The 26,450-nt window shown below is 64.4% G+C and carries 19 protein-coding genes and 2 pseudogenes; 14 read left to right on the top strand and 7 right to left on the bottom strand.

The genetic code is table 11. The features are described from left to right. Positions 1 to 32: 32 nt before the first annotated feature. The 7 genes from Q0316_RS16030 (at position 33) to Q0316_RS16000 (ending at position 5,705) form a co-directional block, all read left to right on the top strand. Positions 33 to 779 carry a LuxR family transcriptional regulator gene (locus Q0316_RS16030; protein WP_298674303.1) on the top strand — a complete coding sequence of 249 codons (747 nt, stop codon included), beginning with the start codon at positions 33 to 35 and terminating at the stop codon, positions 777 to 779. Positions 780 to 854: 75 nt separating this feature from the next. Continuing rightward, positions 855 to 1,469 carry an acyl-homoserine-lactone synthase gene (locus Q0316_RS16025; protein ID WP_298674302.1) on the top strand — a complete coding sequence of 205 codons (615 nt, stop codon included), beginning with the start codon at positions 855 to 857 and terminating at the stop codon, positions 1,467 to 1,469. Continuing rightward, the gene (locus Q0316_RS16020; RefSeq protein WP_298674301.1) at positions 1,459 to 2,352 is read left to right on the top strand and encodes a phytanoyl-CoA dioxygenase family protein; all 894 of its coding nucleotides are present in this window, start codon (positions 1,459 to 1,461) and stop codon (positions 2,350 to 2,352) included. Before Q0316_RS16025 ends, Q0316_RS16020 begins: the two co-directional genes overlap by 11 nt. After that, positions 2,349 to 2,963 (top strand): GntR family transcriptional regulator, encoded by a 615-nt coding sequence (locus Q0316_RS16015; protein ID WP_298674300.1) that lies wholly within the window; start codon positions 2,349 to 2,351, stop codon positions 2,961 to 2,963. Before Q0316_RS16020 ends, Q0316_RS16015 begins: the two co-directional genes overlap by 4 nt. A 118-nt stretch (positions 2,964 to 3,081) precedes the next feature. Continuing rightward, the gene (locus Q0316_RS16010; protein WP_298674299.1) at positions 3,082 to 3,201 is read left to right on the top strand and encodes a benenodin family lasso peptide; all 120 of its coding nucleotides are present in this window, start codon (positions 3,082 to 3,084) and stop codon (positions 3,199 to 3,201) included. Between the two features lie 51 nt (positions 3,202 to 3,252). Next, positions 3,253 to 3,921 (top strand): lasso peptide biosynthesis B2 protein, encoded by a 669-nt coding sequence (locus Q0316_RS16005; protein WP_298674298.1) that lies wholly within the window; start codon positions 3,253 to 3,255, stop codon positions 3,919 to 3,921. Further along, positions 3,918 to 5,705 carry an asparagine synthetase B family protein gene (locus tag Q0316_RS16000; protein ID WP_298674297.1) on the top strand — a complete coding sequence of 596 codons (1,788 nt, stop codon included), beginning with the start codon at positions 3,918 to 3,920 and terminating at the stop codon, positions 5,703 to 5,705. The genes Q0316_RS16005 and Q0316_RS16000 overlap by 4 nt, the downstream gene beginning before the upstream one ends. Here Q0316_RS16000 and Q0316_RS15995 read toward each other — a convergent pair. The 4 genes from Q0316_RS15995 to Q0316_RS15980 form a co-directional block, all read right to left on the bottom strand. Next, positions 5,694 to 7,844: an Atxe2 family lasso peptide isopeptidase gene (locus tag Q0316_RS15995; protein WP_298674296.1), complete on the bottom strand. Its 2,151-nt coding sequence runs from the start codon at positions 7,842 to 7,844 to the stop codon at positions 5,694 to 5,696. The two genes, Q0316_RS16000 and Q0316_RS15995, sit on opposite strands and share 12 nt — an antisense overlap. 2 nt (positions 7,845 to 7,846) lie before the next feature. Beyond that, positions 7,847 to 10,426 (bottom strand): TonB-dependent receptor, encoded by a 2,580-nt coding sequence (locus Q0316_RS15990; protein WP_298674295.1) that lies wholly within the window; start codon positions 10,424 to 10,426, stop codon positions 7,847 to 7,849. A gap of 83 nt (positions 10,427 to 10,509) precedes the next feature. Then, positions 10,510 to 11,532: a FecR domain-containing protein gene (locus Q0316_RS15985; RefSeq protein WP_298674316.1), complete on the bottom strand. Its 1,023-nt coding sequence runs from the start codon at positions 11,530 to 11,532 to the stop codon at positions 10,510 to 10,512. After that, positions 11,532 to 12,122, bottom strand: a complete 591-nt coding sequence (locus Q0316_RS15980) for a sigma-70 family RNA polymerase sigma factor (protein WP_298674294.1) — start codon at positions 12,120 to 12,122, stop codon at positions 11,532 to 11,534. Before Q0316_RS15980 ends, Q0316_RS15985 begins: the two co-directional genes overlap by 1 nt. Before the next feature lie 595 nt (positions 12,123 to 12,717). Here Q0316_RS15980 and Q0316_RS15975 point away from each other — a divergent pair. From Q0316_RS15975 to Q0316_RS15960, 4 genes and pseudogenes are all read left to right on the top strand, one after another. Beyond that, a complete protein-coding gene (locus Q0316_RS15975; RefSeq protein WP_298674293.1) occupies positions 12,718 to 13,494 on the top strand; it encodes a protein ImuA in 777 nt (258 codons plus the stop codon). After that, complete coding sequence (locus tag Q0316_RS15970; RefSeq protein ID WP_367179701.1) at positions 13,412 to 15,217, top strand: DUF6504 family protein; 1,806 nt, start codon at positions 13,412 to 13,414, stop codon at positions 15,215 to 15,217. Before Q0316_RS15975 ends, Q0316_RS15970 begins: the two co-directional genes overlap by 83 nt. Next, positions 15,217 to 18,477, top strand: a complete 3,261-nt coding sequence (locus Q0316_RS15965) for an error-prone DNA polymerase (protein ID WP_298674292.1) — start codon at positions 15,217 to 15,219, stop codon at positions 18,475 to 18,477. Before Q0316_RS15970 ends, Q0316_RS15965 begins: the two co-directional genes overlap by 1 nt. Before the next feature lie 156 nt (positions 18,478 to 18,633). Beyond that, positions 18,634 to 18,837, top strand: a pseudogene (locus Q0316_RS15960) (transposase domain-containing protein); the annotation flags it as partial. A gap of 132 nt (positions 18,838 to 18,969) precedes the next feature. Here Q0316_RS15960 and Q0316_RS15955 read toward each other — a convergent pair. Further along, positions 18,970 to 20,238 carry a hypothetical protein gene (locus tag Q0316_RS15955; protein WP_298674291.1) on the bottom strand — a complete coding sequence of 423 codons (1,269 nt, stop codon included), beginning with the start codon at positions 20,236 to 20,238 and terminating at the stop codon, positions 18,970 to 18,972. Positions 20,239 to 20,323: 85 nt separating this feature from the next. Beyond that, positions 20,324 to 20,809, bottom strand: a complete 486-nt coding sequence (locus Q0316_RS15950) for a helix-turn-helix domain-containing protein (RefSeq protein ID WP_298674290.1) — start codon at positions 20,807 to 20,809, stop codon at positions 20,324 to 20,326. Between the two features lie 273 nt (positions 20,810 to 21,082). Here Q0316_RS15950 and Q0316_RS15945 point away from each other — a divergent pair, with 273 nt between their 5' ends. From Q0316_RS15945 to Q0316_RS15935, 3 genes are all read left to right on the top strand, one after another. Continuing rightward, complete coding sequence (locus Q0316_RS15945; protein WP_298674289.1) at positions 21,083 to 23,299, top strand: TonB-dependent receptor; 2,217 nt, start codon at positions 21,083 to 21,085, stop codon at positions 23,297 to 23,299. 60 nt (positions 23,300 to 23,359) lie between these two features. Continuing rightward, positions 23,360 to 24,373, top strand: a complete 1,014-nt coding sequence (locus Q0316_RS15940) for an MBL fold metallo-hydrolase (protein ID WP_298674288.1) — start codon at positions 23,360 to 23,362, stop codon at positions 24,371 to 24,373. A 184-nt stretch (positions 24,374 to 24,557) separates the two neighbouring features. Continuing rightward, positions 24,558 to 25,385: an IS5 family transposase gene (locus tag Q0316_RS15935; RefSeq protein WP_298674287.1), complete on the top strand. Its 828-nt coding sequence runs from the start codon at positions 24,558 to 24,560 to the stop codon at positions 25,383 to 25,385. Positions 25,386 to 25,395: 10 nt separating this feature from the next. Here Q0316_RS15935 and Q0316_RS15930 read toward each other — a convergent pair. Continuing rightward, positions 25,396 to 26,115: pseudogene (locus tag Q0316_RS15930) on the bottom strand (transposase); the annotation flags it as partial. Between the last annotated feature and the right edge of the window lie 335 nt (positions 26,116 to 26,450).

Genomic DNA, 26,450 nt, shown 5'->3' with positions numbered 1-26,450 from the left:
TGAGGCACTGCTCGGGATCGTACGTTGAGCCGATGAACCTGCTGCCTCTGGTGGAGGAATTCGCCCGCGCGGCCGCGCATCTTTCGTCGCCCGGCGCGCTGCACGCCAGCCTGTCGCTGATCACCAGCCAGCTGGGTTTTCATTATTTCGCGCTGACCCATCACGTCGATATGCTGCACATCGGCGATGAGGCGGTCCGGCTGCACAATTATCCGGAAAGCTGGGTCGAGTTCTTCGATCGCAACCGGCTTGGCCTCTCCGATCCGGTCCACCGCGCCAGTGAGCACACCAATGTCGGGTTCGCCTGGTCGCAGGTGCCGCGCATGATCAATCTCACCGCTGGCGATCACGAGATTCTGGCGCACGCCCGTGAGCATGGCATCGGCGAGGGCTTCACGATACCCGCGCATATTCCCGGCGAAGCCAATGGATCGGTGTCCTTCGCCACTATTGCCGGCCGCCCCCTCCCCACAGAAATGCTGTCGGCGGCGCAACTCGCCGGCGCCTTCGCGTTCGAAGGCGCGCGACGCCTGAGGCGCATGCGCGCGCCGATGCTCGCCATCCCCAAACTCACCGACCGGCAACGCGATTGCCTGATCTGGGTGGCGCGCGGCAAATCGGACTGGGAGACCAGCCGCATCGTCGATGTCAGCGAAGAAACGGTGATCCGACACCTCAAACAGGCGCGCGAGCGTTATGGCGTACAGAAAAGGACATCATTGCTGATCCGGACGTTGTTCGACGGAACGATCAGCTTCGCCGACATTTTCCGGCGATGATATGCCCATTTCTGGGAATAGCGGCGCATCGCCACCCGATCGATCTTCGCCGCCTCACAGGATGGAGGCGAGATCATGCTGCATATTATCGGCTATTCCCCGCGCTGGCGCGACGACCCGCGGTTGTGCACGATGTTCGCGGCGCGCAAGCGCGTGTTCGTCGACCTGCTGCGCTGGGACGTACCGGTCGTCGCGGACCGTTTCGAGGTGGATCAGTTCGACCGCCCGGGCGCGATCTATGTGCTGCTGACCGATGCAGCCGGCACCCACCTCGCCTCTGCGCGTCTGCTCCCGACGACACGGCCGCATATCCTCGATACGCTGTTTGCGAGATTGTGCGAGGGCCCCGCGCCAAGCGGGCCGACGATCTTCGAGATAACCCGTTTCTGCCTCGATCGCCGGTTGCGCGCGGCCGAGCGCCTGACGGTCCGCAACCGCCTCGTCAGCACGCTGGTCGACCATGCGCTAGCGACCGGCATCTCAAGCTATACCGGCGTCGCCGAGATCGGCTGGCTGCAGCAGATACTGGCGTTCGGCTGGCATTGCCGCCCGCTCGGCCTCCCGCTGACGTCGGGGAGCGCGCTGCTCGGCGCCCTCGAGATCAAGATCACGCCTGAGACCCCGGCGCTGCTGGACGAGGCAGGAACGTGGCACGGCGCCAGCGTCGAGGAGCTGTCCCATGCGGCATGACCCGATCATCGCGCCGGCCAGCGACAAGGCGGTCGAACGCTGGAGCACGCAATTGCTCGAGCAGGGCTATGTCGTCATCCCCGACCTCGTGCCGACGGCGGAGATCGCCGCGCTCGACGCGGACCTCGCGGGCGCCTTTGCCGACACGCCGTTTTGCGACGGTCTGTTCTATGGCCGGCGCACGAAACGGTTCGGGCGGTTGCTCACGCGCTCCGATCGCGCCGCCACGCTGGTGCAGCATGACCTCATCCTCGGCATCACCGAGCGCATTCTGCGCCCGTTTTGCGATGTGATACAGCTCAACCTCACCCAGGCGATCGCGCTTCATCCCGGCGCGCTGCCGCAGCTCCCGCACCGCGACCAGGATATGTGGCGGGGCGAGACTGGCAGAATCGAATATCTCGTCAATGTGATGTGGCCGCTCACCGACTATAATAGCGAGAATGGCGCGACGCTGATCTGGCCGGGCAGCCACGGCGACAACGTCGGCGAAACCGCACCGGCCAACGATCCGGTCATCGCCGCCATGTCACCCGGCACCGCGCTGATGTTTCTCGGATCGACGCTGCACGGCGCGGGCGGGAACGACAGTGCAGCGGTGCGGCGCGGGATGATCGTGAGCTACTGCCTCGGCTGGCTCAAGCCTTATGAGAATCAGTGGCTCGCCTACCCGCCGGCTGTCGCGCGTCATTTTGCGCCCGACCTCGCCGCACTGGTCGGCTATCGCCAGCATCGCCCCAATCTCGGCAATTTCGAAGGCCAATGCCCATCGATCCTGCTCGGCGAGCATGATGGCGGACCGCTCGGGGCGATCGACGCGTTGCGCCCCGACCAGGAACGGTTGATCGCCGATTTCGTCGGCGCGCAACGCCGGGCATCATGAATGCCGGGGTGACGTCCGAGCGCGTCTATGACGCGCTCAAGCGCCGCATCCAGCGCGGTGAATTTCGCCCGGGCATCCGGCTCGATCCGGCCGCCTTCACCGAAACACTCTCAGCGAGCGTCACCCCGATCCGCGATGCGCTGCACCTCCTGGCCGGCGAGGGTCTGGTCGACAGCCGCACCAGCGACGGCTTTCATATTCCCGCCATCCACGAGATCGGGCTGCGCGATCTCTATATCTGGACCGCGCAATTGCTTGGGGTCGGCATCGGCGCGCGGCGGGGGCCGCACGTCGAGGCGCTGCCCGCCGACGCGACAGGTAACACAGATAACATCGTCGACGATACCGCGCGTCTCTTCGCCATGATCGCCGGGCGATCGGGCAATATCGAGCATCGCGGCGCGATCGCGTCGGCGAATGCGCGACTGCACGTCGCACGCCTCGTCGAGGGGCAGGTCATCGCCGACCGCCAACAGGAATTCGATGCGCTACGCAGCGCGTGGTGCGCGGATGATCGCCCGGTGCTGCGCAGGTTGTGCAATGCCTATCATCGCCGGCGCGCGCAGCAGGTCGCCGATATCGTCCGCGCGATCTACGCGCCGCACGCGTGAGCGTGCGCCCATTTCGCAAAAACTATCTCGATATATTCCCCGTATAAAATTCGAATAGCGCGCTCATGGGCATAATTTCGAGGCGCTGCAGAATCGCAGCGATCGAAAGGAAACAGCCATGGAACGCGAAGACGATGTGATCGAGCTCGGCACCGCCAGCATCGAGACGCAGGGCCCGGGTCTCCAGCCGGGCGACGACTTTATCGGGCTCGTCGCCACCGGTCTTTCGAACGATTGACCGCAGGCGCGCGCGGGTCAGTCCCCGCGCGCGCTAGTCGGGCATCTGACCATGTGCTTCGCGCTCGCACCCGGGATCAGCTTCTGCGACGCAGGCGGGCGTCACCTGTTCCTCGACCTGCCCAACGACCGCTATTTCTGTCTCGAAAGTGTCGCCGACCGGGCGTTCGCCGCGTTGGTGAGCGGCGCCGTGCTCGACAGTGACACGCGCGCGCGGCTCGACCGCCTGCGGCAAAGCGGCTTGCTTGTTGCCGGTCGCGACGGGGCAAGGCCGCACCCCTGTCCGCCGGCCGGAATCGGGGCCGCGCCGCTCGATGGCGAAGAGCTGCCGCGTGTCGGGGCTGCAGCGGTCGCGCGCGCGGCGTTCGGCCTCGCGCGCGCGAAGCTCGAGTTGCGTCGGCGCCCATTGCATCAGCTGTGCGCCACGTTCGGCGCGGCCAAGGCGGCGCTATCGCCGCACCGCCGGCCGGATCCGCAGGAACTGGCCGCGCTGGCGGCCGCGTTCCACGCAGCCGGGCGGATCGTCGGCGCGCTTGACCAATGCCTCGCGCTGTCGCTGGCGATCGCGCGGCGGGCGCTGGCCTCTGGTTTCCCGGCCGATCTGCTGCTCGGGGTCAGGCTCCGCCCGTTCCAGGCCCATGCGTGGGTGCTGATCGACGGCGTGCTGATCAGTGACCGGCAGCATGTCGTACGACCATTCACACCGATCCTCATCCTATGACTGGCGGGCGCTATTTCGTTTTCCTAGCCAACGATGCCGCGACCGGTGAACGCTGGCGGGCGGCACTGACGGCGAAGGCCGCGCACGCCGGCTTTGATGTGACGCTCGCCAGCAGGGACGCCACTGTCCTCACCACGCGCGCGGCGCTCCGGGTCGACAACCGCGGGGGTGATCGCGGCGCGGAGGATTGCGACGGGGACGATAGCGGCGTGGTGATCGGGAGCGCGTTCCGCCGCGGGGAGGTCGCCGCTGCCGCGACACTCACCGCGTCCGAAGCACAGATGCTGCGCGACACGCGCGGCGGCGCATTGATCGACCTTTTCTGGGGCGATTATGTCGCCATCCTTCCCGACCCGCACGACGGAACCAGCGTGGTGCGCGCGCCGTTCGGCGACCTCGCCTGCTATTATCACGCTTGCCCCGCAGGAATGATGCTCGCCTCGGACATCGATCTCCTGATGCGGCTGGGCGATTATGCGCCGCGGTTCGAGCTCGACGCGATCGCTGCCCATCTTATCGCGGCCGATATCCGGCATCCGGCGACGTGTCTTGCCGGCGTGCGCGAACTGACGGGTGGCGAGCGTCTGTCGCTGCGCGGCAATGCGTCGGTCGAGGTGATCTGGTCGCCCTGGTCCTGCGTGACGCGCGAACGCCGCTGCGACGACGCCGCGCTGGCGGCACGCCGCGTCGCCGATACGGTGTGCGAGGTCGTGGCGGCGCGTACCGCGCACCATGACGTGACCATCCTGCTGCTGTCGGGCGGTCTCGATTCCTCGATCGTCGCAGCGGCACTGGCACGGGCGCAGCGGTGCTGCACCGCGATCACCATGGTCACGCGGGATGCCGGCGGTGACGAGCGCGCGCATGCCCGCGCGACCGCGTCGCACCTCGCGATGCCGCTGATCGAAATCGTCCGCGACACCGCAATGGTCGATATCGCGCATTCCGCCGCCGCCGGACTTCCCTATCCCATCGCGCGCAGCTTCAGCCAGGCGACGATGCGTGCGGCGGAAACCGCCGCGGCGTCGCTCGGCGCCAGCGCGATCGTCCATGGCGGCGGGGGCGACAATGTCTTTTGCGCGCTGCAATCAGCGGCACCGGTCGCCGATCTGATCCTGGCGGGGAAAATCGGCACCGACCTCCCCAACCTGGCCCGGGACATTGCAGCGCTCGCCCAGACGACGACGTTCGCCGTACTGCAGCAGGCGATGGCGCGGGTCTGGCGCGGCCGGCCGGATTATCGCTGGCGCGGCGACACGAGCCTGCTGTCGGTCGACGCCGCCGGGCAGCGCGAGGCGGCGCTCGCCCACCCGTGGCTGGCAGCACCTCCCGGCACCATGCCGGGCTCGGCGGCGCATGTCGCACTTGTCCTGGGCGCGCTCAGCCTGGTGCAAAGCCCCGATGCGCGCGCGTCGCTCCCGTCGATCGCGGTGCTGCTCGCGCAACCGGTGATCGAGGCATGTTTGTCGGTGCCGACGTGGCGCTGGTTCGATCGCGGGCGCAACCGCGCGATCGCCCGGCACGGCTTCTCGGCGATGCTCCCGCCAGGCATCGCATGGCGCCGCTCGAAGGGGGCGATGGACAGTTTCATCGTCGAGCTCTTCGAGCGGCACCGGACGCATCTCAAATCGCTGCTGCTCGACGGGATGCTCGCCGCGTACGGACTGCTCGACCGCGCCGCGATCGCCGCGGTGCTCGACGATACCGCGCCGACCAGGGGGCATGATTATGCCCGGGTGATGCGGCTGGCGGATGTCGAAGTGTGGCTGCGGTCATGGGCGTGACGCGGCTGTGAGCGAAGGATGGTCCGGGCGCCCCGCGCGATCGCCCGCAGCGCGCAGCGCGCGCCAGTGGGCGAATTGGGCTGCCTTGGCCGGCGCCGGATCCTCGCGTCCCTGCAACCAGAAGGAAAACCAGTCGAGCACGCGTTCGAACACCGCGCGCCGATGTTGCGGTTGCCATTTGATGTGAAATTCCCCGGGAAAGACATAGAGATCGACCGGCTGGCGATAGGCGTGGAGCGCCGTATACGCCGGAAGCCCCGTCAGCAGCTCGGAATCGGCGAGCTGCATCAGCAGCGGCGTGTCGATATGATCGGCGTTGAGCGCCAGCGAATAGGGGCGCCAGAACGCGCGATCGACCGGATAGGCCGGCGGATAGCCGATCGTCCGGCTATAGGCTTCCCAGGCCGGCCCCATGAGCGTGTCGGAGGATTCTTCGACGCAACAGCTGCTGATCGCCGCCGCCGCGAACAGGCGCGATCGGCTCAGCGCAAAGCGCACCGCCGATGCGCCGTCGCTGAGGCCGGTGATGCCGAGCCGCGCCGGATCGGCGATGCCGCGTGCGACCAACAGCTCCACGCCCCGCTCGATCGCCGACGCGATATTGCGGCGTTCGGCCCAGTCGCGCGTGTTGACCACGCTGATTTCGTCGAACGATGTCAGCATCGGGAAGGAGGCTGCGACCATTGCCGGCTTCTGGATGCTGAGCACCGCGAAACCGCGCGCGGCGAGCAGATAGATCGGATATTCATTGCCGGTGCCGCCGCGCAGAAATCCACGCGAGCTATATTGGACGATCAGGGTCGGTAGTCGCGCGCGCCCATGATAATCGGGCGGCAGCACGAGATCGCCATAGACCTCGCGGCCGGCGTCGGTGCGCCAGACGAGCCGCCTGACCGATCCCAGTGAAAGCCGCGCGAAGGACGGATTGGGATCGAACACCAGATGATCGCGGCCATTGCCGAGGTCGATCGATACCAGGCGCGGCGGTCGGGTCGCGCCTTCGCGGACGCAGAGCAGCGCGCGTTGCGCCAGCCGGCATCCACCCAACTCGTCATCGGTCCGCAACAACCGGCGCGGCGTGTCGCGGCCCGGCGACCAACGATAGAGCGCGGCGAAACGCTCGTTCCAGCCTTCCCGTTTGAGGAAGGTCATGTGCCGACCATCGCCGTCCCACCACAGACCAAGGATCCGTCCGACGCAGGCATCGGCGCCGCACGGCGCGGAGGCACCACCCGCGCGGCGCGCGTGAAGCCGCCACGGCGCAAGTGGCGACGCCCCTTCCCGCTCGGCCCAGACCATGTCGCCCCGCGCGTTAGTACGGCGCAGATCAAGCGGCTCATCGCCATCGTGCGCCACCGGGCGCTGGTCCGCGACACTCGCCGGCGATGTGGCGCCCGTTTCAGGGTCGACCAGCACGGTCACCTGCGGTAGCGGCGCGTGCACCTGGGGTCGGATACCGTAAGCCGGCGCTGTCCGCGCGTCATAATGCCATCCAGCCACCCCTTCGCGGTCGATCGACGCTTCCGCCGCGATCCGGTCCGGCGCACTCGCATAGACCAGCGAATGGCCATCCCCGGCCCAGGCCCAGGCATCCACGTCCACCGGTGCGTGGGTGACCGGTTGCGCGGGCCCGCCCGCGAGCCGAACGCGCCACAATTGCGTCCGGCCATTGTCGCGCCGCAGATAGGCGATCGCCTGTCCGTCAGGCGACCAGCGCGGCGCGTTGAGGCGCGGGAAGCCGTTGGGGATGGACATCGCGCGCATCGCGACCGTCGTCATGAGATAGTCGCCACCGCGATCGAGCACGCGCGGCATGGTGCGGCCGCGCAGATCGATCACAACCAGCGCCTGGCAATAGCCATTGGTCGCGAGGTCGGCGCGCTGGAGGATCGTGGCGACCCATCGACCGTCCGGCGAGAGCGCCAGCGGGCTCGGACCCCCGACCGGTTCGGCGTCGGGGCGCCCGAAATTGACCAGTCCGATCAAATCGGCTGCGGTCACCGCCCGACCTACCGCAGCGCCGCGATTGTCGAGCGGACTCCAGTCGGCACACGCGGCCTCGGCGCGCGGAGCCGATAGCATTGCCAGTGCCGCCACTATCATCCCGACCAGCCGCGCGGTCCGGATCGGCCGATCCATGCTCACCATTTTCGGGCGATCGTGACAGCGACGAACCGGCCAACCGCCGAATAATTGGTCGAATCATACGGTGTGTCGGTCACTGGCCCGGTGGCGATCAACGGCGGCGCGGCATCGAACAGATTCTGCACCGACAAACTGACATCGAGGCCCCGCAGGATTCCCGGAGCCCGGTCCGGCGTCCGGTAGCGCAAGGTAAGGTCGATCGTCGCCTGTCCCGGAATCCGCAGCGGCCGGGTCGCGCGGGTGTCGCTGAGCGGTCCGAGATAATTGGTGACCGCGGTCAGGCTCATCCCGTCGTGCCGCCATCCCGCGCTCGCCCGCGCCCGCCAGTGCGGGGGATTGAACAGGATACCGGCGAGCGGGAGCACGGGCTGGTCGGCGCTGATCTGCCGGTGACTGACGAGATAGCTCGCATTGCCGGTCAGCGTCATGCTGTCGCGTGGACCGAGATCGGTGCGATAGGAGACGAGCGCGTCGATGCCGTGGATCGGCTGGCGGCCGGCGTTGACGTTGCTGTTGTCGACCAGCGCAACGACAGCGCCGGGATCATAGGGCGCGCCTGTGCTGTTGGTGAACAACCCACTGCTCGCGAGAGTTGCCGCCAGCAGAGCGGCCGAGGGCGAGCGCGTGACCTGCGCGGCATAGATCGGGTTGCTCAATGACTGGGTGATGAAGCCGATCGGCGTCACGATCCGGTCGGTATAATTTGTCGAGAAATAACTGACTTCCGCATTGAAGCCGGGCAACGCGGGCGGATGAAATGCAGCCGACAGCGACCAGCTCGCGGCGCGCTCGGGCTTGAGCGCCGGATTGCCGCCCTGGAGGTAAAGCACACTCGCCGCGGCCGGAACCCCGCTCGCGCCGAGTGTCGCAGCGCGCAGCAGGGTCAGCGCGGGGGGCTGGTAGCGTTGCAACAGGGTCGGCGCACGGAACGAGCGGCCCCAGCTTGCCTTGAGGTCAAGCGCGGGAATTGGCGCATAGACCAGGCCCAGCTTGGGATTGGCGACCGAACCGATCCCGTCATAATGCTCATAGCGGGCAGCGGCACTGAGCGTCAGCCGCGTGACACCGGCGACACCATTGTCGGGCGAGACCAGCGGCAGGCTCAATTCGCCATAAGCGTAATGATTGGCTTGAGAGCGATTGAAATTGAGCGCGTTGCCGGCACCGCGATCGTTCAGGAGCGCGCTGTTGCGATAACCGATGCCGATCGCGGCCTTCGCCCAGCCCCCCGGCAAGCGAAAGAGCCGACCGTCGCCCGAGAGTTCAACCGACTCGGTGCGGTTGCAATAGCAGCCGGCGGCGAGCAACGTCCGCGCGGCGGGGGTGACGAGATCGTTGCGATAATCGACCCTGTCCTCGGCATAACTCCCCGACAGCGCGAGACGGGCCCCCTCCCCCAGCGCCAGCGACAGCGCGGGCGCGACCGCGAACGCGGTATCGGTCGTGGCCTGCTCCGACCGGCTGACGGCAAGATCCCCCGCCGGATTTTGCGGATAAAGGAAGAAGGTGCCGCGCTTGTTGAACAGCCCGTCGATGGTGAAATCGAGTCCCGGCGCGATCGTCTGATGGGCGCTGATCAGCGCATTGTTGTTGCGCGCGGACGGCAGCAGCCTGAGCCCCGGCGAACGCGTCGCGGCATAGCCACGGTCACGCGCGTCGATCGCGGTGGCGCGATTGAATTCATAGGCGGCGATAAATCCGCCCGACGCCCAGCGCGCGCCGCCCGTCGCATTATATTGCTGCTGGAAATCGCCGCCCTCGGTGGCGCGCCCGATCCGTGCCGCTGTCTCGACGCCGGCCATATCACGCCGCAGGATGATATTGGCGACGCCACCGACGGCGTCGGAACCGTAGAGCGCCGACGCGCCGTCGGGGACGATCTCGATCCGGTCCAGCGCGCCGAGCGGGATCGTCGAGACATCGACGCTCTGGCGCGAGCCGCTATAGGCAACCCGATGCCCGTTGAGCAGGGTCAGCGTCGCATCGCTGCCGAGGCCACGCAGGTTGATCGACGAGCCGCCCCCGGTGTCGACACCGTTGATCGCCGGTACATTGAAACCGATACCGGGATTCTGTCCTCCGCCGAAACTCTGCGGGATGCTGCGCACGACATCGCCGAGGCTAGCTTGCCCGGCGTCGCGGATTGTTTCACGGTCGAGCGTAATAACCGGCGAGGCGACCGCGGCACCGCGGATCCGTGTCCCCGTAACGACGACATCTGCGGCGTTCTCACCGGTGGCGCTCAGCCCCGCCGCCGCGGCGCGGATGACGAGCGTATTGCCCATTCTGGTGACAGCGAGGCCGGTGCCCGCAAGAAGCTGCGTGAGTGCCTCGTCAAGGGTAAGATCCCCGGACAACGCGGGCGCCGTCCGGCCGTCGGTGAGCGTCGAGGCCACAACGATATTGCGGTGAGTGATGATCGCGACCGCGCGAAGCGATATGCCGAGCGGCTGCGCTGGCAGGTTGAAGCTATACTGTCCGGCGTCCTCGGCATGCGCGCCCGGCGCCCCCGCGATCATCGCGATCGCGCTTGCGGTGCACCCGAATGCCTTTGCTGAAAATGGCGAAAATCGCATCGTCTCTCCCCCGACGACGCTCGAAAATGGCATCGTCCGGAGCGCTTGATCCCGACGCGCGGAATTGTTCCCCGTATTTTTTCTTACGGCGCCTGGGGGATGGTACGCGGTGCAAGCAGCAGTCCGCCTCCCGCCCGGTCGAGGATGACAAGATCGAACGATGCCGCCATCGCATCGGCGAAACGCCGCACGTCGCTGGCGCGAAAGGCCCCCGTAATCCTGAGATCGCCGATAGCGGGCGCCGCGACCGAAAGCTTGCGCTGATTATAGCGATTGAATTCGACCACGGCATCGGCGAGCCGCGCGCCTTCGAACATGAGCATGCCAGAAGTCCAGCGCAACGCGGCGGGACGCAGCGGCTGCGCTGGCGGAATCGGATGAATCTGGTCAAACGTCACCTGCTGACCCGGGCTGAGGCGACGGGACGGCGCGTCCGGCTGCCCAGTGCCAACGCTTGCCTTTCGCGTCACCTCCACCGCGCCACGCAGCAGCGCAACGTTGACCCCTGCCGGCCGGATGCTGACGTCGAAGATCGTGCCATGCGCGATGACCCGGCCACTTCCCGCGTTGACGATGAATGGACGCGCGGCATCGTGCGCGACCTCGAAGCGCGCGCGGCCGGCATCGAGCCGCACCGCACGTTCGCTCGATGTGAAGGCGACGCGCAGGATCGAATCCGTATCGAGCGTGACCCGGGAGCCGTCCGCGAGCGTGATCGTTCGAACTTCTCCGACCCGGGTGGCGTAGAGCGTGTCCTGGCTGGCGGCGGTCGACGCCCCCCAATAGCCCGCTTCGCGCAGGCTGACACCGGTACCGGCCAGCAGCATCGCGGCGACGCTGGCGGCAATTGCATAGCCGGCGCCGGGATTGCGTTCGAGAAACGACGCCCGGCGCAATTCCGCCGTCCGCACCATCTCGGTATCGGCGAGCGGGGCGCTGATGGTCAAATCCTGGATCAGATCGTCATAAGCAGCGGCATTAGCGGGGTCGGCCGACCGCCATGCCTCGAACGCGTCGCGATCGAACGCGTCGCTCAACTGGACCCGTACGAGCCAGTCGTTCGCTTCACGCCGCGCGGTTCGCGATCGGAAAGGATGGCGCAGCATCACCGCGCGCCAATCGTGCGACGGATATGCGCGGTCGCCTTGCCCAGATGCTTGTCGATCGCCTTCATCCGGAGCCCGGTGCGCTCGGCGATTTCCGCCCGGCTGTAGCCATGGAAACGGCAGGCAAAGTAAATCTCTCGGGTCATCGGCTTGAGCGCCAGCATAGCGACTTCCAGTCGCTTTAGCATATCACGCGCCTCGAGCGACCGCTCCAGATCGTGTCCGACGAGCGGCACGTCGTCGATGGATACATGCAATGCCGCCGATCGCCGCGCCGCGGTCCTCGCGCGCCTGCGCAGCACATTGCCCGCCACTTCGGTCAAATAGGCCTCGGGACAGTCGATCGCCGACGGCCGCCCGATATCGGCATGCGCGAATTGGGTGAAGGTCTCCTGCACCAGATCCTCGGCCTCTTGCCGATCAGCGCGCCGTCGGAACAGGCGAAACAGTCGAGCGGCCTGGGAATGGTAGAGCGCCTCGAGTGTGGACCGCTCAGGCGGAGTGTGCCCGCGGCCGCCCTCTCGCACGTGCTCTACATCGCACAGCCCCGCCGCGCCGCTCTCCAACTCGGGGTCGAAACTCAGGCGCACGATCTCGCCGTCCGTCCCGGGACGCTTGCACCTTCGTCGTTATGACACCACCCTCTCGCGCGCATCTGCGACCATGCTCCCGTAACGAGGCACGGCCGTCAAAAGCCGGGTGTTGAGAACACGCTTGAGCATGCGCCGACGCCTTTAGCCGCGAACGGCCTGAACATACGCGCCGGCCACCCGGCCGCAGTGATCGCGAAACCAATTCCTCAAGCGAGGTTCTCACGCCTCGGCGCCGCATCCTCGCGGCGCGGAAATCAGCCTAGAGCCCAAGCGGCAAAATTCAAGTGCACTGACAGCCTAGGTGTTCAGTCCCGGCATCTGGTGGATCGGGTTGACGATGAACCGCTCTGGTTCTGAAGTCCAGATTTTGACGATGTATTCGTAAGTGACGTGACCCCCGCTTTTCATTCAACGGCAACCAGAGACCGACCATTGTTGTCGCGCATGAGCGCAGGTGAAGCAATGGGCGGGGTTATCCGCCCGCGACCGAGCAGCCCAAACTCGCCATTTAGCGCAGGGGGCTGCTCAGCAACTTGACGCGGATGGCCGAGTCTGTGAACATAGAGGGAACAAAAGAGTAGATTCCCTTGCAATGTCCTACGTGCCCGCCCTGACCGTTCCCGACCGTGCGCATGTGCTCAATACTCTTCGCGCATCGGTGGCGATCAAGGCAGGCGAGACGATCGACGCGCTTCCGTTCGGCGTCGATGAGCTAGACCGGCGGCTCGGGGCCGGCGGTATCGACGGCGGCGGTCTGCACGAAATCACCGCCGCCTCGCCGACGCTCGGCGACGATGCTGCCGCTACTTTGTTCCTCGCGGGGCTTGCCGCCCGATTCGCTGCTGGGGCCGGCGCCACCGTCGCCTGGGCGCTCACCCGCTTCGATCTCTATGCGCCCGGTCTTGAACAGGCCGGGCTGCCGGCTGCCAAACTGCTCTACCTCCAGGACCAAAACGAGGTGATGGCGCTGGCGCTCGCCGAAGACTCGCTGCGCGACGGCAGTTTTGCCGCCGTGGTCGCCGAGGTGAAGGCAGCTGACCAGACCGCCACACGGCGGCTGCAACTGGCCGCCGCCGATGGCCGGACGCCGATGTTGCTGCTCCGGCGCTGGGCCAGGACCAGCCGCGATCCGCTCGAACGTCCGTCCGCGGCGATGACCCGCTGGCGGATCGGCTGTGCACCCTCCCTGCCCTTGCCTGCGCCAGGCGTCGGCCGCGCCTGCTGGTCGGTCGAGCTGGTGCGGCAGCGCAACGGCAATCCATTCTCTATCGTGCTCGAGGCATGCGATGACACGGGTCGCCTCGCTCTACCTGCCCCAGCTCGCCATCGAGCGGCTGCGGCGGTCGGAGCGGCCAGCCAGGCCGCTTGAACCGCGCGCTCACGCAGCGCCGCTCGCTTCGCCTGTCGACGATGACCCCGGCACCTGCTCGGTTCCGCGCGGCGGCGGCTGGCGACCGGGCGCACGCTGGGCGCGAGACCGCGGCCTGACCAAGGCCCAGGCCATCGGCCAAATCGCGCAGTTGCCGGCTCACCAGCGCCCACCGATGCGCATGCTGGGGCGTCGTTCCGAACCCGTCGAACATCCGTTCAAGGCGTTGCCACCAGATGAAGGCGGTCGCAGCGCGACACCGATGCCCGTCATCGACTTCCGGCCCGATCGACCGACAATCTTGATCGAACGCGTCGGACAGCGCGACCTGGTCCGCTCGGCCTGTCCGGTCGCATTGTCGCTTGGCCTGACCCGGGGAATGGTCGCGGCTCATGCCCGGGTGTTGGTTTCCGATTTGGATGTGCGGGATGCCGATCCCGACGGTGACCAGGCCTGGCTCGACCGGCTGGCACTGCATGCCGCCACGCATTGGACGCCGACCGCCAGTGTCTCAGGCGGCGATGGTCTGTGGCTCGATCTGTCCGGCACAACCCATCTTTTCGGGGGCGAGGAACGCTTTTGTCGCCGGCTGCTCCGCTTCCTGGAGCGGCTAGGCTTCACGGCGCGCATCGCAATCGCCGGCACGCCGGGCGCGGCGCATGCACTCGCGCGCTATAGCGGTAGGAACATACTTATTCTCGACGCCGGAGCCGAGACGGCAGCGCTTGCCGAGCTCCCGGTTGCGGCGCTGCGACTCGAGCCGGCTGCGTTGACGGCGGCGGCGCGCTTTGGCCTCGACCGGGTAGCGGACCTCATCAGGCTGCCGCGCGGCCCGATGGCGAAAAGGCTCGGCCTCGCGGCCGTCACGCGCCTTGACCAGGCGGTTGGCCATATCGCCGAGCCGATCACCCCGGTCGTGCCATTCGAGGCACCTGCTGTGTCGCTTCGCCTGCTGGAACCGATTGGAACGCCCAAGAGTATCACTCTGGTGATCTCGGATCTCGTCGATGACCTGATCGGCTTGCTCCGGGAGCGCGGTCTTGGCGTCCGCACCGCGCTGCTCGTGGCGGTCAGGGTCGATGGGGAGGCACAGCGGATCGTGATCGGCGCGTCTCGCGCAACACGTGACGCCAGGCATCTGAAGCGCATGTTCACCCTGAAGCTTGATCGGCTCGAGCCCGGACTCGGGATCGAAGCGATGCATCTCACCGTGCCCTACAGCGAGCCGCTCGGTGCGAGCATCGCCGGCTCACTCATCACGTCGGAAGGCGCTGCGGCGGATCTGGCACCGGCGATCGATCAGCTTGTCGGGCGCGCCGGCGAGGATGCCGTGTTCCGCGTCGGCCCGAACGAAAGCGACGTGCCGGAACGCGCGATACGGCGCGTCGGGCCGTTGGAGGAACCAGGTTGCTGGCCGCGATGGAAGCGCCCGGTCCGCATGTTGCGCCGGCCGGAGCATCTGACCCATGTCGTGGCGCTGCTTCCCGACCATCCACCGCGGCGCTTCACCTGGCGCGGCCGGCCCTATCGTGTGATCGCTGGCGATGGCCCGGAGCGTATCCACGGCGAATGGTGGCGGACCGATACCGAGCTATGGGCGGTGCGGGACTATTTCCGCGTCGAGGTCGAGAGCGGCGAGCGCTTCTGGCTGTTCCGGCGCGGTGACGGCGTCGAGCCCGAGACCGGCGACTTGAGCTGGTACATCCATGGGATGTTCGGCTGATGACGGCGTACGTCGAACTTCAGGTGATGAGCCATTTCTCGTTCCTGCGCGGCGCGAGTTCGCCCGAGGAGCTGTTTGCGACCGCGGCGCTGCAGGGGCACAGCGCACTCGGGCTCGCCGACTGGGGTAGCGTTGCCGGTGTTGTACGCGGCTGGGACGGCCAGAAAACGACGGGCGTGCGCATGATCCCGGGCGCCCGCGTTCGTGCGACCGAGGGCCATGATCTTCTCCTCTATCCGCAGAACCGCGCCGCCTGGAGCCGGCTGACCCGGCTGCTGTCGATCGGCAAGGCGCGCGGCGGCAAGGGCTGCTGCATTCTCGGCTGGGCCGACATCGTCCATCACGCCGAAGACCTCGTCGGCATCCTGCTGCCCGATCTTCCCGACGAAAGGACCGCGGGTCAGCTTGCCGACATCGCGGCGGCGTTCGGCACGGGCGCTTATTGCGCGCTGTCGTTCCGCCGCCGACCGGACGACGCGATCCGGCTTTACGAACTCGCCGCCCTGGCGGGCCGGCACGGTGTGCGGGCCGTCGCGACCGGTGATGTGCTCTATCACAGCCCGGAGGTACGACCGTTGCAGGACGTGGTGACGGCGATCCGCGAGAAGACGACGGTTGACGCCCTCGGCTACCGGCGCGAGCGCTTCATGGACCGCCATTTGAAGACGCCCGCGGAAATGGAGCGGCGCTTCCAGGCGTTTCCCGACGCGGTCCAGGCCAGCGCCGACATCGCGCGCGCCTGCACCTTCGACCTCGGTGAGATCCAGTACCAATATCCCTATGAGCAGGTGATGGCCGGGCGCACCGCGCAAGAAGCGCTGGCCGAAATGACAGAGGAGGCGGCGGCGGCGAAGTTCCCCGACGGGGTGCCGCAGCGCTATCGCGACCAGATTGCCCATGAGCTCCACCTCATCGAGCAGCTCGATTACGCGCCCTATTTCCTGACGGTCAATTCGATCGTCGCCGAGAGCCGCCGGCGCGGCATCCTCTGCCAAGGCAGGGGCTCGGCCGCCAACAGCTGCGTCTGTTATCTGCTCGGCATCACCTCGATCGACCCGATCCAGCATGAATTGCTGTTCGAGCGCTTCGTCTCGGGCGAGCGGAAGGAGCCGCCCGATATCGATGTCGATTTCGAGCATGAGCGGCGCGAGGAGATCATCCAGTGGATCTACGAGACCTACGGTCGTGATCGCTCGGCGCTGACCGCGGTCGTCACCCGCTACCGCACGCGCGGCGCGGTGTCGGAAGTCGGCAAGGCGCTTGGGCTCCCGCGCGATCTCACCAAGATGCTGACCGGCCTCGTCTGGGGCTGGTCGATGGACGGGATCAGCGATGATCAGATCGAGAGCCTCAACATCAATGCGCAGGATCATCGCCTCAAACTGACGCTGCGCCTCGCGCGCCAGCTGATCGGCACGCCGCGGCACCTCTCGCAGCACCCCGGCGGCTTCGTCCTGACCCAGGACCGGCTCGACGATCTCGTGCCGATCGCACCGGCGCGGATGGAGGACCGGCAGATCATCGAATGGGACAAGGACGATATCGACGCGCTCAAGTTCATGAAAGTCGACGTGCTGGGCTTGGGCATGCTCGGCTGCATGAACCGCGCCTTCAACTTCCTCGAACAGGACAAGGGCATCAAGATTAGCATGGCGGACCTGCAGGATGACGATCCAGAGGTCTATAAGATGATCCAGCGCGCCGACACGCTGGGTGTCTTCCAGATCGAGAGCCGGGCGCAGATGTCGATGCTCCCGCGCATGAAGCCCAAGCAATTCTACGATCTCGTGATCGAAGTCGCGATCGTGCGTCCCGGACCGATCCAGGGCGACATGGTCCATCCCTATCTCCGCCGCCGCGAGGGCAAGGAGAAGCCCGAATATCCCAAGCCCGAACTCCGCGCCGTGCTGGAGAAGACGCTGGGCGTGCCGCTCTTCCAGGAACAGGCGATGAAGGTCGCGATCGTCGGCGCGGGGTTCACGGCGGTCGAAGCCGATCAGCTGCGCCGCGCCATGGCGACGTTCAAGCTGACCGGTGGCGTCAGCCACTTCTACGACAAGCTCGTCAATGGGATGATCGACCGCGGCTATCCCAAGGATTTCGCCGAACGCACATTCAAGCAGATCGAGGGGTTCGGAAGCTATGGCTTCCCCGAAAGCCACGCTGCGAGCTTCGCAAAGATTGCTTATGCAAGCTGCTGGGTGAAACATCACCACCCGGATGTGTTCTGCGCCGCGCTGCTGAATGCGCAGCCGATGGGCTTCTATTCCCCGGCACAGATCGTGCAGGACGCCTGTAAGCATGGCGTCGAGGTGCGGCCCGTTTCGATCAACCACAGCCATTGGGATTGCACGCTCGAGCCGACGAGGGGCCGGCTCATGGCCGTGCGGCTCGGCTTCCGCCAGGTGCGCGGTCTCGCCAACATCCATGGTGCCCAGATCGCGGTCGCGCGCGGCGACATGCCCTATGGCAGCGTCGAGGAGGTTTGGCGCCGCGCCGACGTGCCGCGCACGACGATCGAACGCCTCGCGGAAGCCGATGCGTTTCACTGCATTGCGGAAGATCGGCGGCAGGGTTTGTGGAAGGTGAAGGGGCTGGGCGAAGCGCCGTTGCCGCTGTTCGCCGCCGCCGATGCGCGCGAGGCACGCTTCTCGCCCGAAGGACGCGAGCCGGATGTGGCCCTCGCGCCGCTGACCGCCGGGCGTGAGGTCGTCGAGGACTATCGCTCGCTTCAGCTGTCGCTGCGCGGGCATCCCATAAGCTTCCTGCGTGGTGAGCTCGACGCGATGCGGATCGTCCGCTGTGCGGATCTCGCGACCATCCGCGATGGCCGCAATGTCGAGGTTGCCGGCGTCGTCCTCGTTCGCCAGCGCCCCGGCTCGGCCAAGGGCGTGCTGTTCATCACGATCGAGGATGAGACCGGCATCGCCAATGGCATCCTCTGGCCCAACAGGTTCGAGATCTACCGGCGCCAGGTCATGTCCGCATCGATGATCGCGATGCGCGGGCGCCTGCAAAAGGAAGGCGAGGTCATCCATATCATCTGCGATCGGATCACCAATCATGACGACATGCTACGTTCTATCAGCCGGACGAGCTTCGCGGTCGCTCCAGGCCGCGGCGATGGCGCCCACAATGGCGGCGGCCCGAATCCACGCGATCCGAGCTTCCCACGTGGGCGCACGCTGGCATCGCCTCCGTTCGGTACGGTTCAGGAGCAAGAGGAAATCCTCCGCATCCGCAGCCATGACTTCCACTGAGGCGAAGGCCCGCGTCGGCGGGACCGTCGAACGTGCGGTCAACATCCTGCGCGAGGCCACGGCGTGAATCGGATCCCAATCTTGACCCGCAACGATCTTTGAATTCGATAGACTATTCGTGCCGATCGGCGCCCAATCCCGAAGCCGATTCACACAATCGCTCTGAATCGCAAGAATGCCCTGTTCGCCGGCTCCGACGAGGGCGGCGACAACTGGGCGGTGATCGCGACGCTGATCGAGAACTGCAAGCTCACCGGCATCAACCCGCATGACTGGCTGACCCGCACCCTTACCGAACTCGCCAACGGTCATCCCGCCAACAACGTCGGCAGCCTCATGCCATGGACAGCCGTGGTCTGAGCACAGCGCTTACGGCTAACCTGCCACCCGCGCCGATTGTCGGGCATCGTCGATCGGGATGTTGCTTAAAATACTAAGCAGCCCGCTCGCAAGGAAAGGCTGAGCCTGCGAGTTCAACCGAGCCTCCAAACATCAAAAGATGTAGCTATTAGGTTCCAGTCCGATCAGTGAGCGACCGAGAAGTTCATTGGCGCCGTCAAAATCATAGACAACATGGCTGGCCATCACATTGACGTCACGAAGCGCGCGCTGAATCGGGTTGTTGAGCATATGCGCGCTGGAGCCGGCCCCTTCGGCAATGAGCCGAATGGCGGCTTGGCAAAGGTTCATCGCCAGCGCTACTTGAGCCCTGAGCGCGATACGGTCTTCATCGCGGACCGGATCGGGGCCGGCCGCTAGTTCGACATTGCGGCGCGCCGTTTTGCGTAAAATCATTTCGGCGGCGGCAACCTTGGCACTTGCCTCGCCCAGACGCATATGGGCCGCTGGCTTTTCGTTTTGTTTGACGGTGGTGCCCACCAACGCTCTTACGCCGATGCGCTCCTTGAAATGCGCAATCGCCGATCGCGCCACGCCGACCGCGCCGATCGCCGCTGTCACGGCCTGAAAGGGCGTCATGGGCATCCGATAAACCGGATTGTGGGCATGTAACGTTGCTCCAGGCCCGCTCGCGTTGCGCATTTCCGCCATTTTTATCACGCGATGCGCCGGGACGAAAACCTGCTCGCACCGAATGTCGTTGCTGCCGGTGCCGATCATGCCGTCGACGAACCAGGTGTCGATAACGTCCACTTCACTCGCCGGAAGGGCCAGCATGAGCGGCTGGGGCGGCCTGGTCTCTGGATTGACCCCGACGACCATCACCCAATCGGCATTCATAATGCCGGTGCCCCATTTCCATTGTCCCGACAGGAGATATCCGTCGGCCACGGGCTGGGCGACGCCGGGCGGATTAGTTGCCCCCGGTGCGATCATATAGGGGAAATCGCCGCCGAAGGTTTCTTCTTGAAATTGTTCGGAAAATTGCGCAAACATCCAGTTGTGTTCTACGCAGAACGCGGTCACCCAGCCGGTCGAGCCACAAGCTTCGGCAATGGGCAGCATTGCATCGATGAACGTATCGACGTCGAATTCCAACCCGCCATAACGCTTCGGCACGAAATGATAAAAACAGCCGGTTTTCCGAATAGCATCCCAGACCACATCAACAGGTTTGCGCAACTGCTCGCACTCAAGCGCGTGGGCGGCGATGAGCGGCTTTAGCGCGGTGGTGCGGCGAACCAACTCTTCGGGGGTCAGCGCCTCAAGCTCTTCGCGGGACAGCCAATCGTCTCCCTTGGGGATACGGCGGTCGGCAACCGCCTCTGCTTTGGCTTTCTGCGCAATGGCAACGACACCCATGAGCTTCCGACTCCCACTTTATGATCGCCACGATCATCGGAGACGACAAACAGGAAGTCAATTTAAGAAATATTCTTTCCTATTTTTATGAGGGCGCCGATACGACATCTTCGTTCCCCGCGTCCGCATGTTGCAGGGTGGCAGGAACCTTGGGTGGCTCCCCCCAATCCTTGTTCAGCGCATCCCGCAGGCCGTTATAATGCGCCACCCCGATGCGTTGGGCGAGTTCGAGCTCCATATAGTCGAGCGTCCTGGCCGCCGCCCTGTAGCTCTGATCCGCCGGACCGACGAGCCGCGCAATTCGCGCCCGGCCATCCGCCGGATCAGTCACGATCTCCACCACGCCCCTGGCTTGCAGCTCATTAAGCATTTGCCCCACTGCTTGCGGTGTAATTCCCAGGTTTTTAGCGATTCTCGATGCACGATTCACCCCGGCGGAAATGTTCGCAATCAGCAGCGATTGCGCGCGGGTGACATTGGGCACGCCGGCTTCTTTCAGCGCCGTTTGCAACCCCTCATCGAACCAATAGACGGCTGTCAAAAGCCTCATCATCAGGCGTGGGTTGCTCATCTGGATGCCTTATCAAGCATGGGGTCGAATTTCACGACATCTGCGCCTCGCTGTGTTGCAGTATGAGCGGAGGCGCAAGCCTTGGCGATGACGGTTGCGCGCCATACCGCCCAATTGGGTCAGACACCCGACCCATATTTTAGGAAAATATTTGACATATTTTTGAAACGTGCAAGGTTAGGTGTCTAAGAATAAATTTACCTCGACGGCCATCCAGTGCGCCGTTCGCGGGAAAAATCGTCGGCAAAAAACTGCTAAAGCGGAGAGTGTGCAATGACTGGCAAGACATACTGGGCGTTGAAGATCGGCTCTGCGGCCATCGCGCTGACAGTCGCCTCAGTCCCCGCGAACGCACAGCAGATTGCGGATGCCCAACGCGCCGCTCCCACAGAAAACACGGCTTCGCCGGAGATTATCGTCACGGCCACCAAGCGCGCGCAAAGCGTGCAAAAAGTGCCGATCTCGATGACCGTTATCGGCAGCGAGAAGTTGGCCGAATTTCAGGCGACCGATATGAAATCGATCGTCAATTCGGTGCCGAACGTCGCGATCCAGCGCGCCAACGGTAACGACGCCATCTATATCCGCGGCTTTGGCTCGGCCTCCAGTAACTACGCCTTCGATCCATCTGTAAGCCTTTATATGGATGGGATTTATACCGGGAAGCAGCGTCAGGCCGCCGCGCCCTTCTTCGACGTGGAGCGCGTTGAGGTGCTGCGCGGACCACAGGGCGCGCTGTTCGGCAAGAACACCGCCGCCGGCGCGATCAGCGTCGTTTCGGCCAACCCCACCAAGGAGATGTCCGCAGGTCTGACCGGTACCTATAATTTCGACCAAAAAGGCTATCTGCTCGATGGCTATGTGTCCGGGCCAGTCACCGATACGCTGGGCGTCCGTTTCGCCCTGCGCCTGCAGGATCAGGATGGCTATGTTCACAATCTTGGCACCGGGGCGTGGGATCGCCGTGACAAGATGCAGATGTTCCGCGTAACCGCGCACTGGGAACCGTCCAATTTCTTCGATACCACGCTGAAGGCCGAATATGGCAATATCGACCGCGCTGGCGGCCTGACCGTTTCTTCGCCGCTGAACGTGCGGCAGGATCCGGGGTATGACCGCTATACCCAATCGAGTCCGCTCGGGCCGGAGGGGTGGACGAACCACTCGGTGCTGCTGTCGAACACCGCGAATGCGCATTTCGGCGAATTCACGCTTACCAGCGTCACCGGCTATTCGTGGTTCAGCGGCCGCGCGACCAATGTCTTCGATCAGAATACGCCATCGGGAACCATCGTTCCGCTTACGATCGCCAATTCCTATCCGGAAAAATTCAGCCAGTTCTCGCAGGAAGTCCGGCTGCTCTCACCAACCGGGCGGACGATCGAATATGTCGTGGGCGCATATTACGACACCGGGAAATATTCCCTCGCCGGGACGAGTTATTACAATCTCCCGACATATCAGAGGACGATCCACACCAATTTTGCGCAGAACAGCGATACGAAATCGGTTTTCGGACAAGTCACCATCCGTCCCGCCGCGATCGTCCGGGTGATCGGCAGCCTGCGCTATACCAACACGCATAAAGACGCGACGTTCTTCGGAGATATTTTCCGCTCACCGACGAACGCCACATCCAGCGCGGTCGGCAAAATCAACGAGGATCACGTCGATCCATCCGCCACGATCCAGGTCGATCTCGCGCCGGACGTGATGGCCTATGCAACCTATGGCCGCGGATCGAAATCCGGTGGCTTCGCGAGCAACACCAACGGTACCACCAGCGCCACGTTCCAGTTCCTTCCCGAGCAATCCGAAAACTACGAAGCCGGGCTTAAATTCGCCGCGCTCAATCGCGCGATCGTCGGCAGCATTTCCACCTATCACACGCGGTTCAAGAATTTGCAGGTTTCGGTTTATTCGCCGTCGACGTCGAGCTTCCTGATCAGCAATGCCGCCAGCGCGACCGCCAAGGGCTTCGAGGGTTCGTTGACGGTGCGTCCGATCCGCAATTTCGATATCTCGGCCAATGGTGCTTATCTCGATATCAAATATGATGATTATCCCGGTGCGGCCTGCCTTGCGACCCAGCCCTCGACGTGCGTCGCAGCGACTAACAATCTTGCCGGCTACAGTCCGCCCTATTCGTCAAAATGGACTGGATCGGTGCAGGCGCACGCGCGCTTCGATCTCGCCGACTATAAGATCGATGTGACGGGTGGCGGCGCCGGCCGAACGGGCTTTTATGACGCGGACACGCAGGATCCGAATTACGGTTACCAGAAGGGCTACATTAAATACGATCTGCGCGTGCAATTCGCGCCCACCAGCGAGAATTGGCACATCGCGTTGGTAGGCAGGAACCTGTCGGACGTTCACACCGTAGCGAGCGTCTTTGTATTGCCGGCGAGCCTCACGCCGATCCCACGCGCTTTGAAATTCCCGGACGCGCCACGTTCAATTGCTCTGGAAGTCGGCGTAAAACTGTAAATCGAAGAGATGAGCTGCACCGCGGCCGTTTGCGCGCAATCATAAAAGCGGGAGAGTATCATGCTGCCCAAGGTAACGATGACACGCCGGGGAATATTGGGCTCCGCAATAGCCGGTATGGCAACCTCGGCGCTACCGCTCCGGGCGGCCGCTCCGCCAACCGATCGTTGGGTTTTGCTCGGCACTGGCGGCGGCCCTATCCCTCGCAAGACGCGGGCTCAGCCGGCCAACCTCCTGCAAATCGGCGATCGTTCCTACCTGATCGATCTGGGTGCAGGCGTTACCCATCAACTGACCCTGGCAGGGGTCAATCTGAGCAAGATCGACGTTGCGTTCATTTCACACCTCCATCTCGATCACTCGGCGGGCCTTGCCTCCTTTATTGCACTGGACTGGGTCGAGGCGGCGATGCGAAGGCTTCGGAGTACGCCGGTCCCCATCTACGGCCCGCCGGGCACGCAACAGGTGGTCGAAGACACCCTGAAGGCGATATCAATCCAGGCGAACATTTTCAGGGCCGAGAGCGCTCAGGCGACGCCCCCGGAGCAATGGTTCTCGGGACGGGACATCAAGCAATCGGGGCCGCTGGAAGTCTATCGTGACGAAGTGCTGCGCGTAACCGCAGTTGAAAACACCCATTATTCAACCATGAAGCTGCCCGAGCATTCCTACGGCCGGGATATGTCCTTTTCTTATCGCTTCGAAACGCCTTGGCGGAGCATTGTCTATACCGGCGACACGGGCCCGAGCCCGGCGGTGGAAAAGCTGGCCATGGGCGCGGACGTTCTTATCAGCGAAGTGATCGACTTGCAGGGCGTGATCGGGGATATCCGCCGCAAAGCCGCCGGTAAGAATATCGATGACACGCCCATGATCCGCCATATGGAAATGGAGCATCTCACCCCTGAAAATGTTGGCGCAATGGCAGCGCGCACGGAGGTCAAGAAGCTAGTTCTAACTCATATCGGGCTGCCGCCGAATGCAGAGACCGCCGATGAAAAATATATGCTGTCCGAGATCAGAAAAAATTACGCTGGCCCGGTGATATTCGGCAGCGATCTGATGAGTATATAGACTATCCGGAGTGGATGGATCACCGCTGGTTGCGGGTCACTTGCCGGCTTCCAACCGAGCGCAACGAACAATCTGTACGAACGACCGGTTCCAGGATCGACTATCCTAGCATGAGCGAAAATTTGGTCGAGCGATTTCAGCGGCTTGTGATTCACTCTGGTTTGGAAAGACTACAGGGGCTCACATGGGCTGGACTGAAATCGCTCGCCGCGAGCATGACAGAGGCCGCCTGCGCTATGCAAGCGACTGCACGGATGAGGAATGGGCTGTCGTCCGCCCGTTGTTGAGGCTGACAACCAAGGTTGGCCGCCCGCGTAAGCCCCGTGCACGGAACCTGTGGAATGCGATCCAGTATATCGCGACGACGGGGTGCCAATGGGCGCAACTGCCCAAGGACTTCCCGCCCTTCACGACGGTGCAGTATCATTTCTACCGGATGCGCGACAACGGCCTGCTCGATGTCGTCAACGCAGTGCTGATGGCATGGGTGCGGGTTTCGGAAGGTCGCAAGCCGGCACCGACGGCGGGCATCATCGACAGCCAGTCGGTCAAGACCACCGAAGCGGGTGGGCCGCGCGGATACGACGCCGGCAAGAAGATAAAGGGGCGCAAACGCCATGTCGTGACCGACACGCTCGGCAACATGCTGGAAGGCGTGGTGCATGGTGCCGATGTTCAGGATCGCGACGGGGCGCCCGGCCTGATCGAGCGATCCTGTGACGCGTATCCCACACTCGCCAAGCTATTCGCCGATGGCGGGTACGCCGGGCAAAAGCTCGAAGCTGGAGTCGCGCACATCGATCGGCTGACGATCGAAATCATCAGGCGCTCCGACCTGTCCGGCTTTGTCATTCTACCCCGGCGCTGGGTTGTTGAACGCACCCTGGCGTGGCTCAATCGGTGCCGGCGCCTCGCCAAGGATTGGGAAGCCTCCATCGCATCGTCCGAAGCCTGGATGGTCATCTCATCCATCAGGCGAATGACCCGCCGTATCGCCAAGCTCGAATTTTGAGTCCGGCTCTCAGATATCGACCGATCGATGCTCGGGCCTCGCTGACCGCGCCATGGGCGCGCAGGTAAACCTCCTCATATTTTACTGAGCGCCACAGGCGTTCGACCACGACATTGTCGCGCCACGCGCCCCGCCCGTCCATGCTGATGCCAATCTTTTCGCGCAGCAACACGCGGGTGAACGCTTGCGAAGTGAACTGGCTGCCCTGATCGGTGTTGAATATCTCCGGTTCCTGCCGAAGCAGATCGCGCAGCATCCGGCTGCCGGCGATGGAAACTCCAGATGCAACTCGTCCATCCGCCGCATAATGGCCAGATCGGCGGGCGACACCGGCTTTGGCAGGTAATATATGCTGCTCCGGCTGATCCCAAGTTCCCGGGCCTGCCGCGCCAGCGGCAAGCCGTGTGAGCGGTCGATCATCGTTTTGCGCTCGGCAACAGCCCCGCCTTGCCGAGCACTCCGGACAAAAAATCGTTCACCAGCGTCAGTTCGTCAATCTTGGCGTGGAGCGTCTTTACGTCGATCGCCGGTTCCGCAGCTTCGTTGCGCGCCTGCTGCCGAATACGCCGGCCGCTCCCTCCAGAAGCTGCGAGCGCCATGTCGTGATCTGGTTCGGGCGAACATCAAACAGTTGCGCCAACTCCGCCAGCGTTTTCTCCCCCTTCACCGCAGCCAACGCTACCTTCGCCTTAAATGCCGGGCTATGATTTCGGCGCGGTCTCTTGCTCATCTCTACTCCTGTCACGCGGCCGCCCTCGCCGCCATCAGGCAGAAAATCCACTTATCTCGCTGTGCGGTTTTGCCAGGCCACCTCTCTCCAAGGTGGCCGATCGGCTCGAGTCGCATTGGTCGTATCAACCTGTTTATTGGTGCCACCGCTCCAGCAACCGCCACCTCTCGTCGCATTCTTCGATCGCCGGCCCCGTTCGACAAACACGCGAAGGTTGCCCGAGCGCCCCCAAGCAACGGTTGCACGTGACCAAGATGTGGCAAATCGGCCAATATTGTATGCTCTCATGACTGCCATCTGCGTTACAAGGCGAGTTTACGCGTCCGCTGGCCTTT

This window comes from uncultured Sphingomonas sp. (assembly GCF_937871615.1).
Lineage (GTDB): Bacteria > Pseudomonadota > Alphaproteobacteria > Sphingomonadales > Sphingomonadaceae > Sphingomonas.
The sequence above is the reverse complement of the archived record's forward strand: the minus strand, read 5'-3'. Positions and strand labels throughout refer to the sequence as shown.

Excerpts from the sequence above, each read along its gene's own strand:
- Q0316_RS16030 (WP_298674303.1), top strand. The coding sequence starts at position 33 with ATGAACCTGCTGCCTCTGGTGGAGGAATTCGCCCGCGCGGCCGCGCAT.
- Q0316_RS16025 (WP_298674302.1), top strand. The coding sequence starts at position 855 with ATGCTGCATATTATCGGCTATTCCCCGCGCTGGCGCGACGACCCGCGG.
- Q0316_RS16020 (WP_298674301.1), top strand. The coding sequence starts at position 1,459 with ATGCGGCATGACCCGATCATCGCGCCGGCCAGCGACAAGGCGGTCGAA.
- Q0316_RS16015 (WP_298674300.1), top strand. The coding sequence starts at position 2,349 with ATGAATGCCGGGGTGACGTCCGAGCGCGTCTATGACGCGCTCAAGCGC.
- Q0316_RS16010 (WP_298674299.1), top strand. The coding sequence starts at position 3,082 with ATGGAACGCGAAGACGATGTGATCGAGCTCGGCACCGCCAGCATCGAG.
- Q0316_RS16005 (WP_298674298.1), top strand. The coding sequence starts at position 3,253 with ATGTGCTTCGCGCTCGCACCCGGGATCAGCTTCTGCGACGCAGGCGGG.
- Q0316_RS16000 (WP_298674297.1), top strand. The coding sequence starts at position 3,918 with ATGACTGGCGGGCGCTATTTCGTTTTCCTAGCCAACGATGCCGCGACC.
- Q0316_RS15995 (WP_298674296.1), bottom strand. The coding sequence starts at position 7,844 with ATGGATCGGCCGATCCGGACCGCGCGGCTGGTCGGGATGATAGTGGCG.
- Q0316_RS15990 (WP_298674295.1), bottom strand. The coding sequence starts at position 10,426 with ATGCGATTTTCGCCATTTTCAGCAAAGGCATTCGGGTGCACCGCAAGC.
- Q0316_RS15985 (WP_298674316.1), bottom strand. The coding sequence starts at position 11,532 with ATGCTGCGCCATCCTTTCCGATCGCGAACCGCGCGGCGTGAAGCGAAC.
- Q0316_RS15975 (WP_298674293.1), top strand. The coding sequence starts at position 12,718 with ATGTCCTACGTGCCCGCCCTGACCGTTCCCGACCGTGCGCATGTGCTC.
- Q0316_RS15970 (WP_367179701.1), top strand. The coding sequence starts at position 13,412 with ATGACACGGGTCGCCTCGCTCTACCTGCCCCAGCTCGCCATCGAGCGG.
- Q0316_RS15965 (WP_298674292.1), top strand. The coding sequence starts at position 15,217 with ATGACGGCGTACGTCGAACTTCAGGTGATGAGCCATTTCTCGTTCCTG.
- Q0316_RS15955 (WP_298674291.1), bottom strand. The coding sequence starts at position 20,238 with ATGGGTGTCGTTGCCATTGCGCAGAAAGCCAAAGCAGAGGCGGTTGCC.
- Q0316_RS15950 (WP_298674290.1), bottom strand. The coding sequence starts at position 20,809 with ATGAGCAACCCACGCCTGATGATGAGGCTTTTGACAGCCGTCTATTGG.
- Q0316_RS15945 (WP_298674289.1), top strand. The coding sequence starts at position 21,083 with ATGACTGGCAAGACATACTGGGCGTTGAAGATCGGCTCTGCGGCCATC.
- Q0316_RS15940 (WP_298674288.1), top strand. The coding sequence starts at position 23,360 with ATGCTGCCCAAGGTAACGATGACACGCCGGGGAATATTGGGCTCCGCA.
- Q0316_RS15935 (WP_298674287.1), top strand. The coding sequence starts at position 24,558 with ATGGGCTGGACTGAAATCGCTCGCCGCGAGCATGACAGAGGCCGCCTG.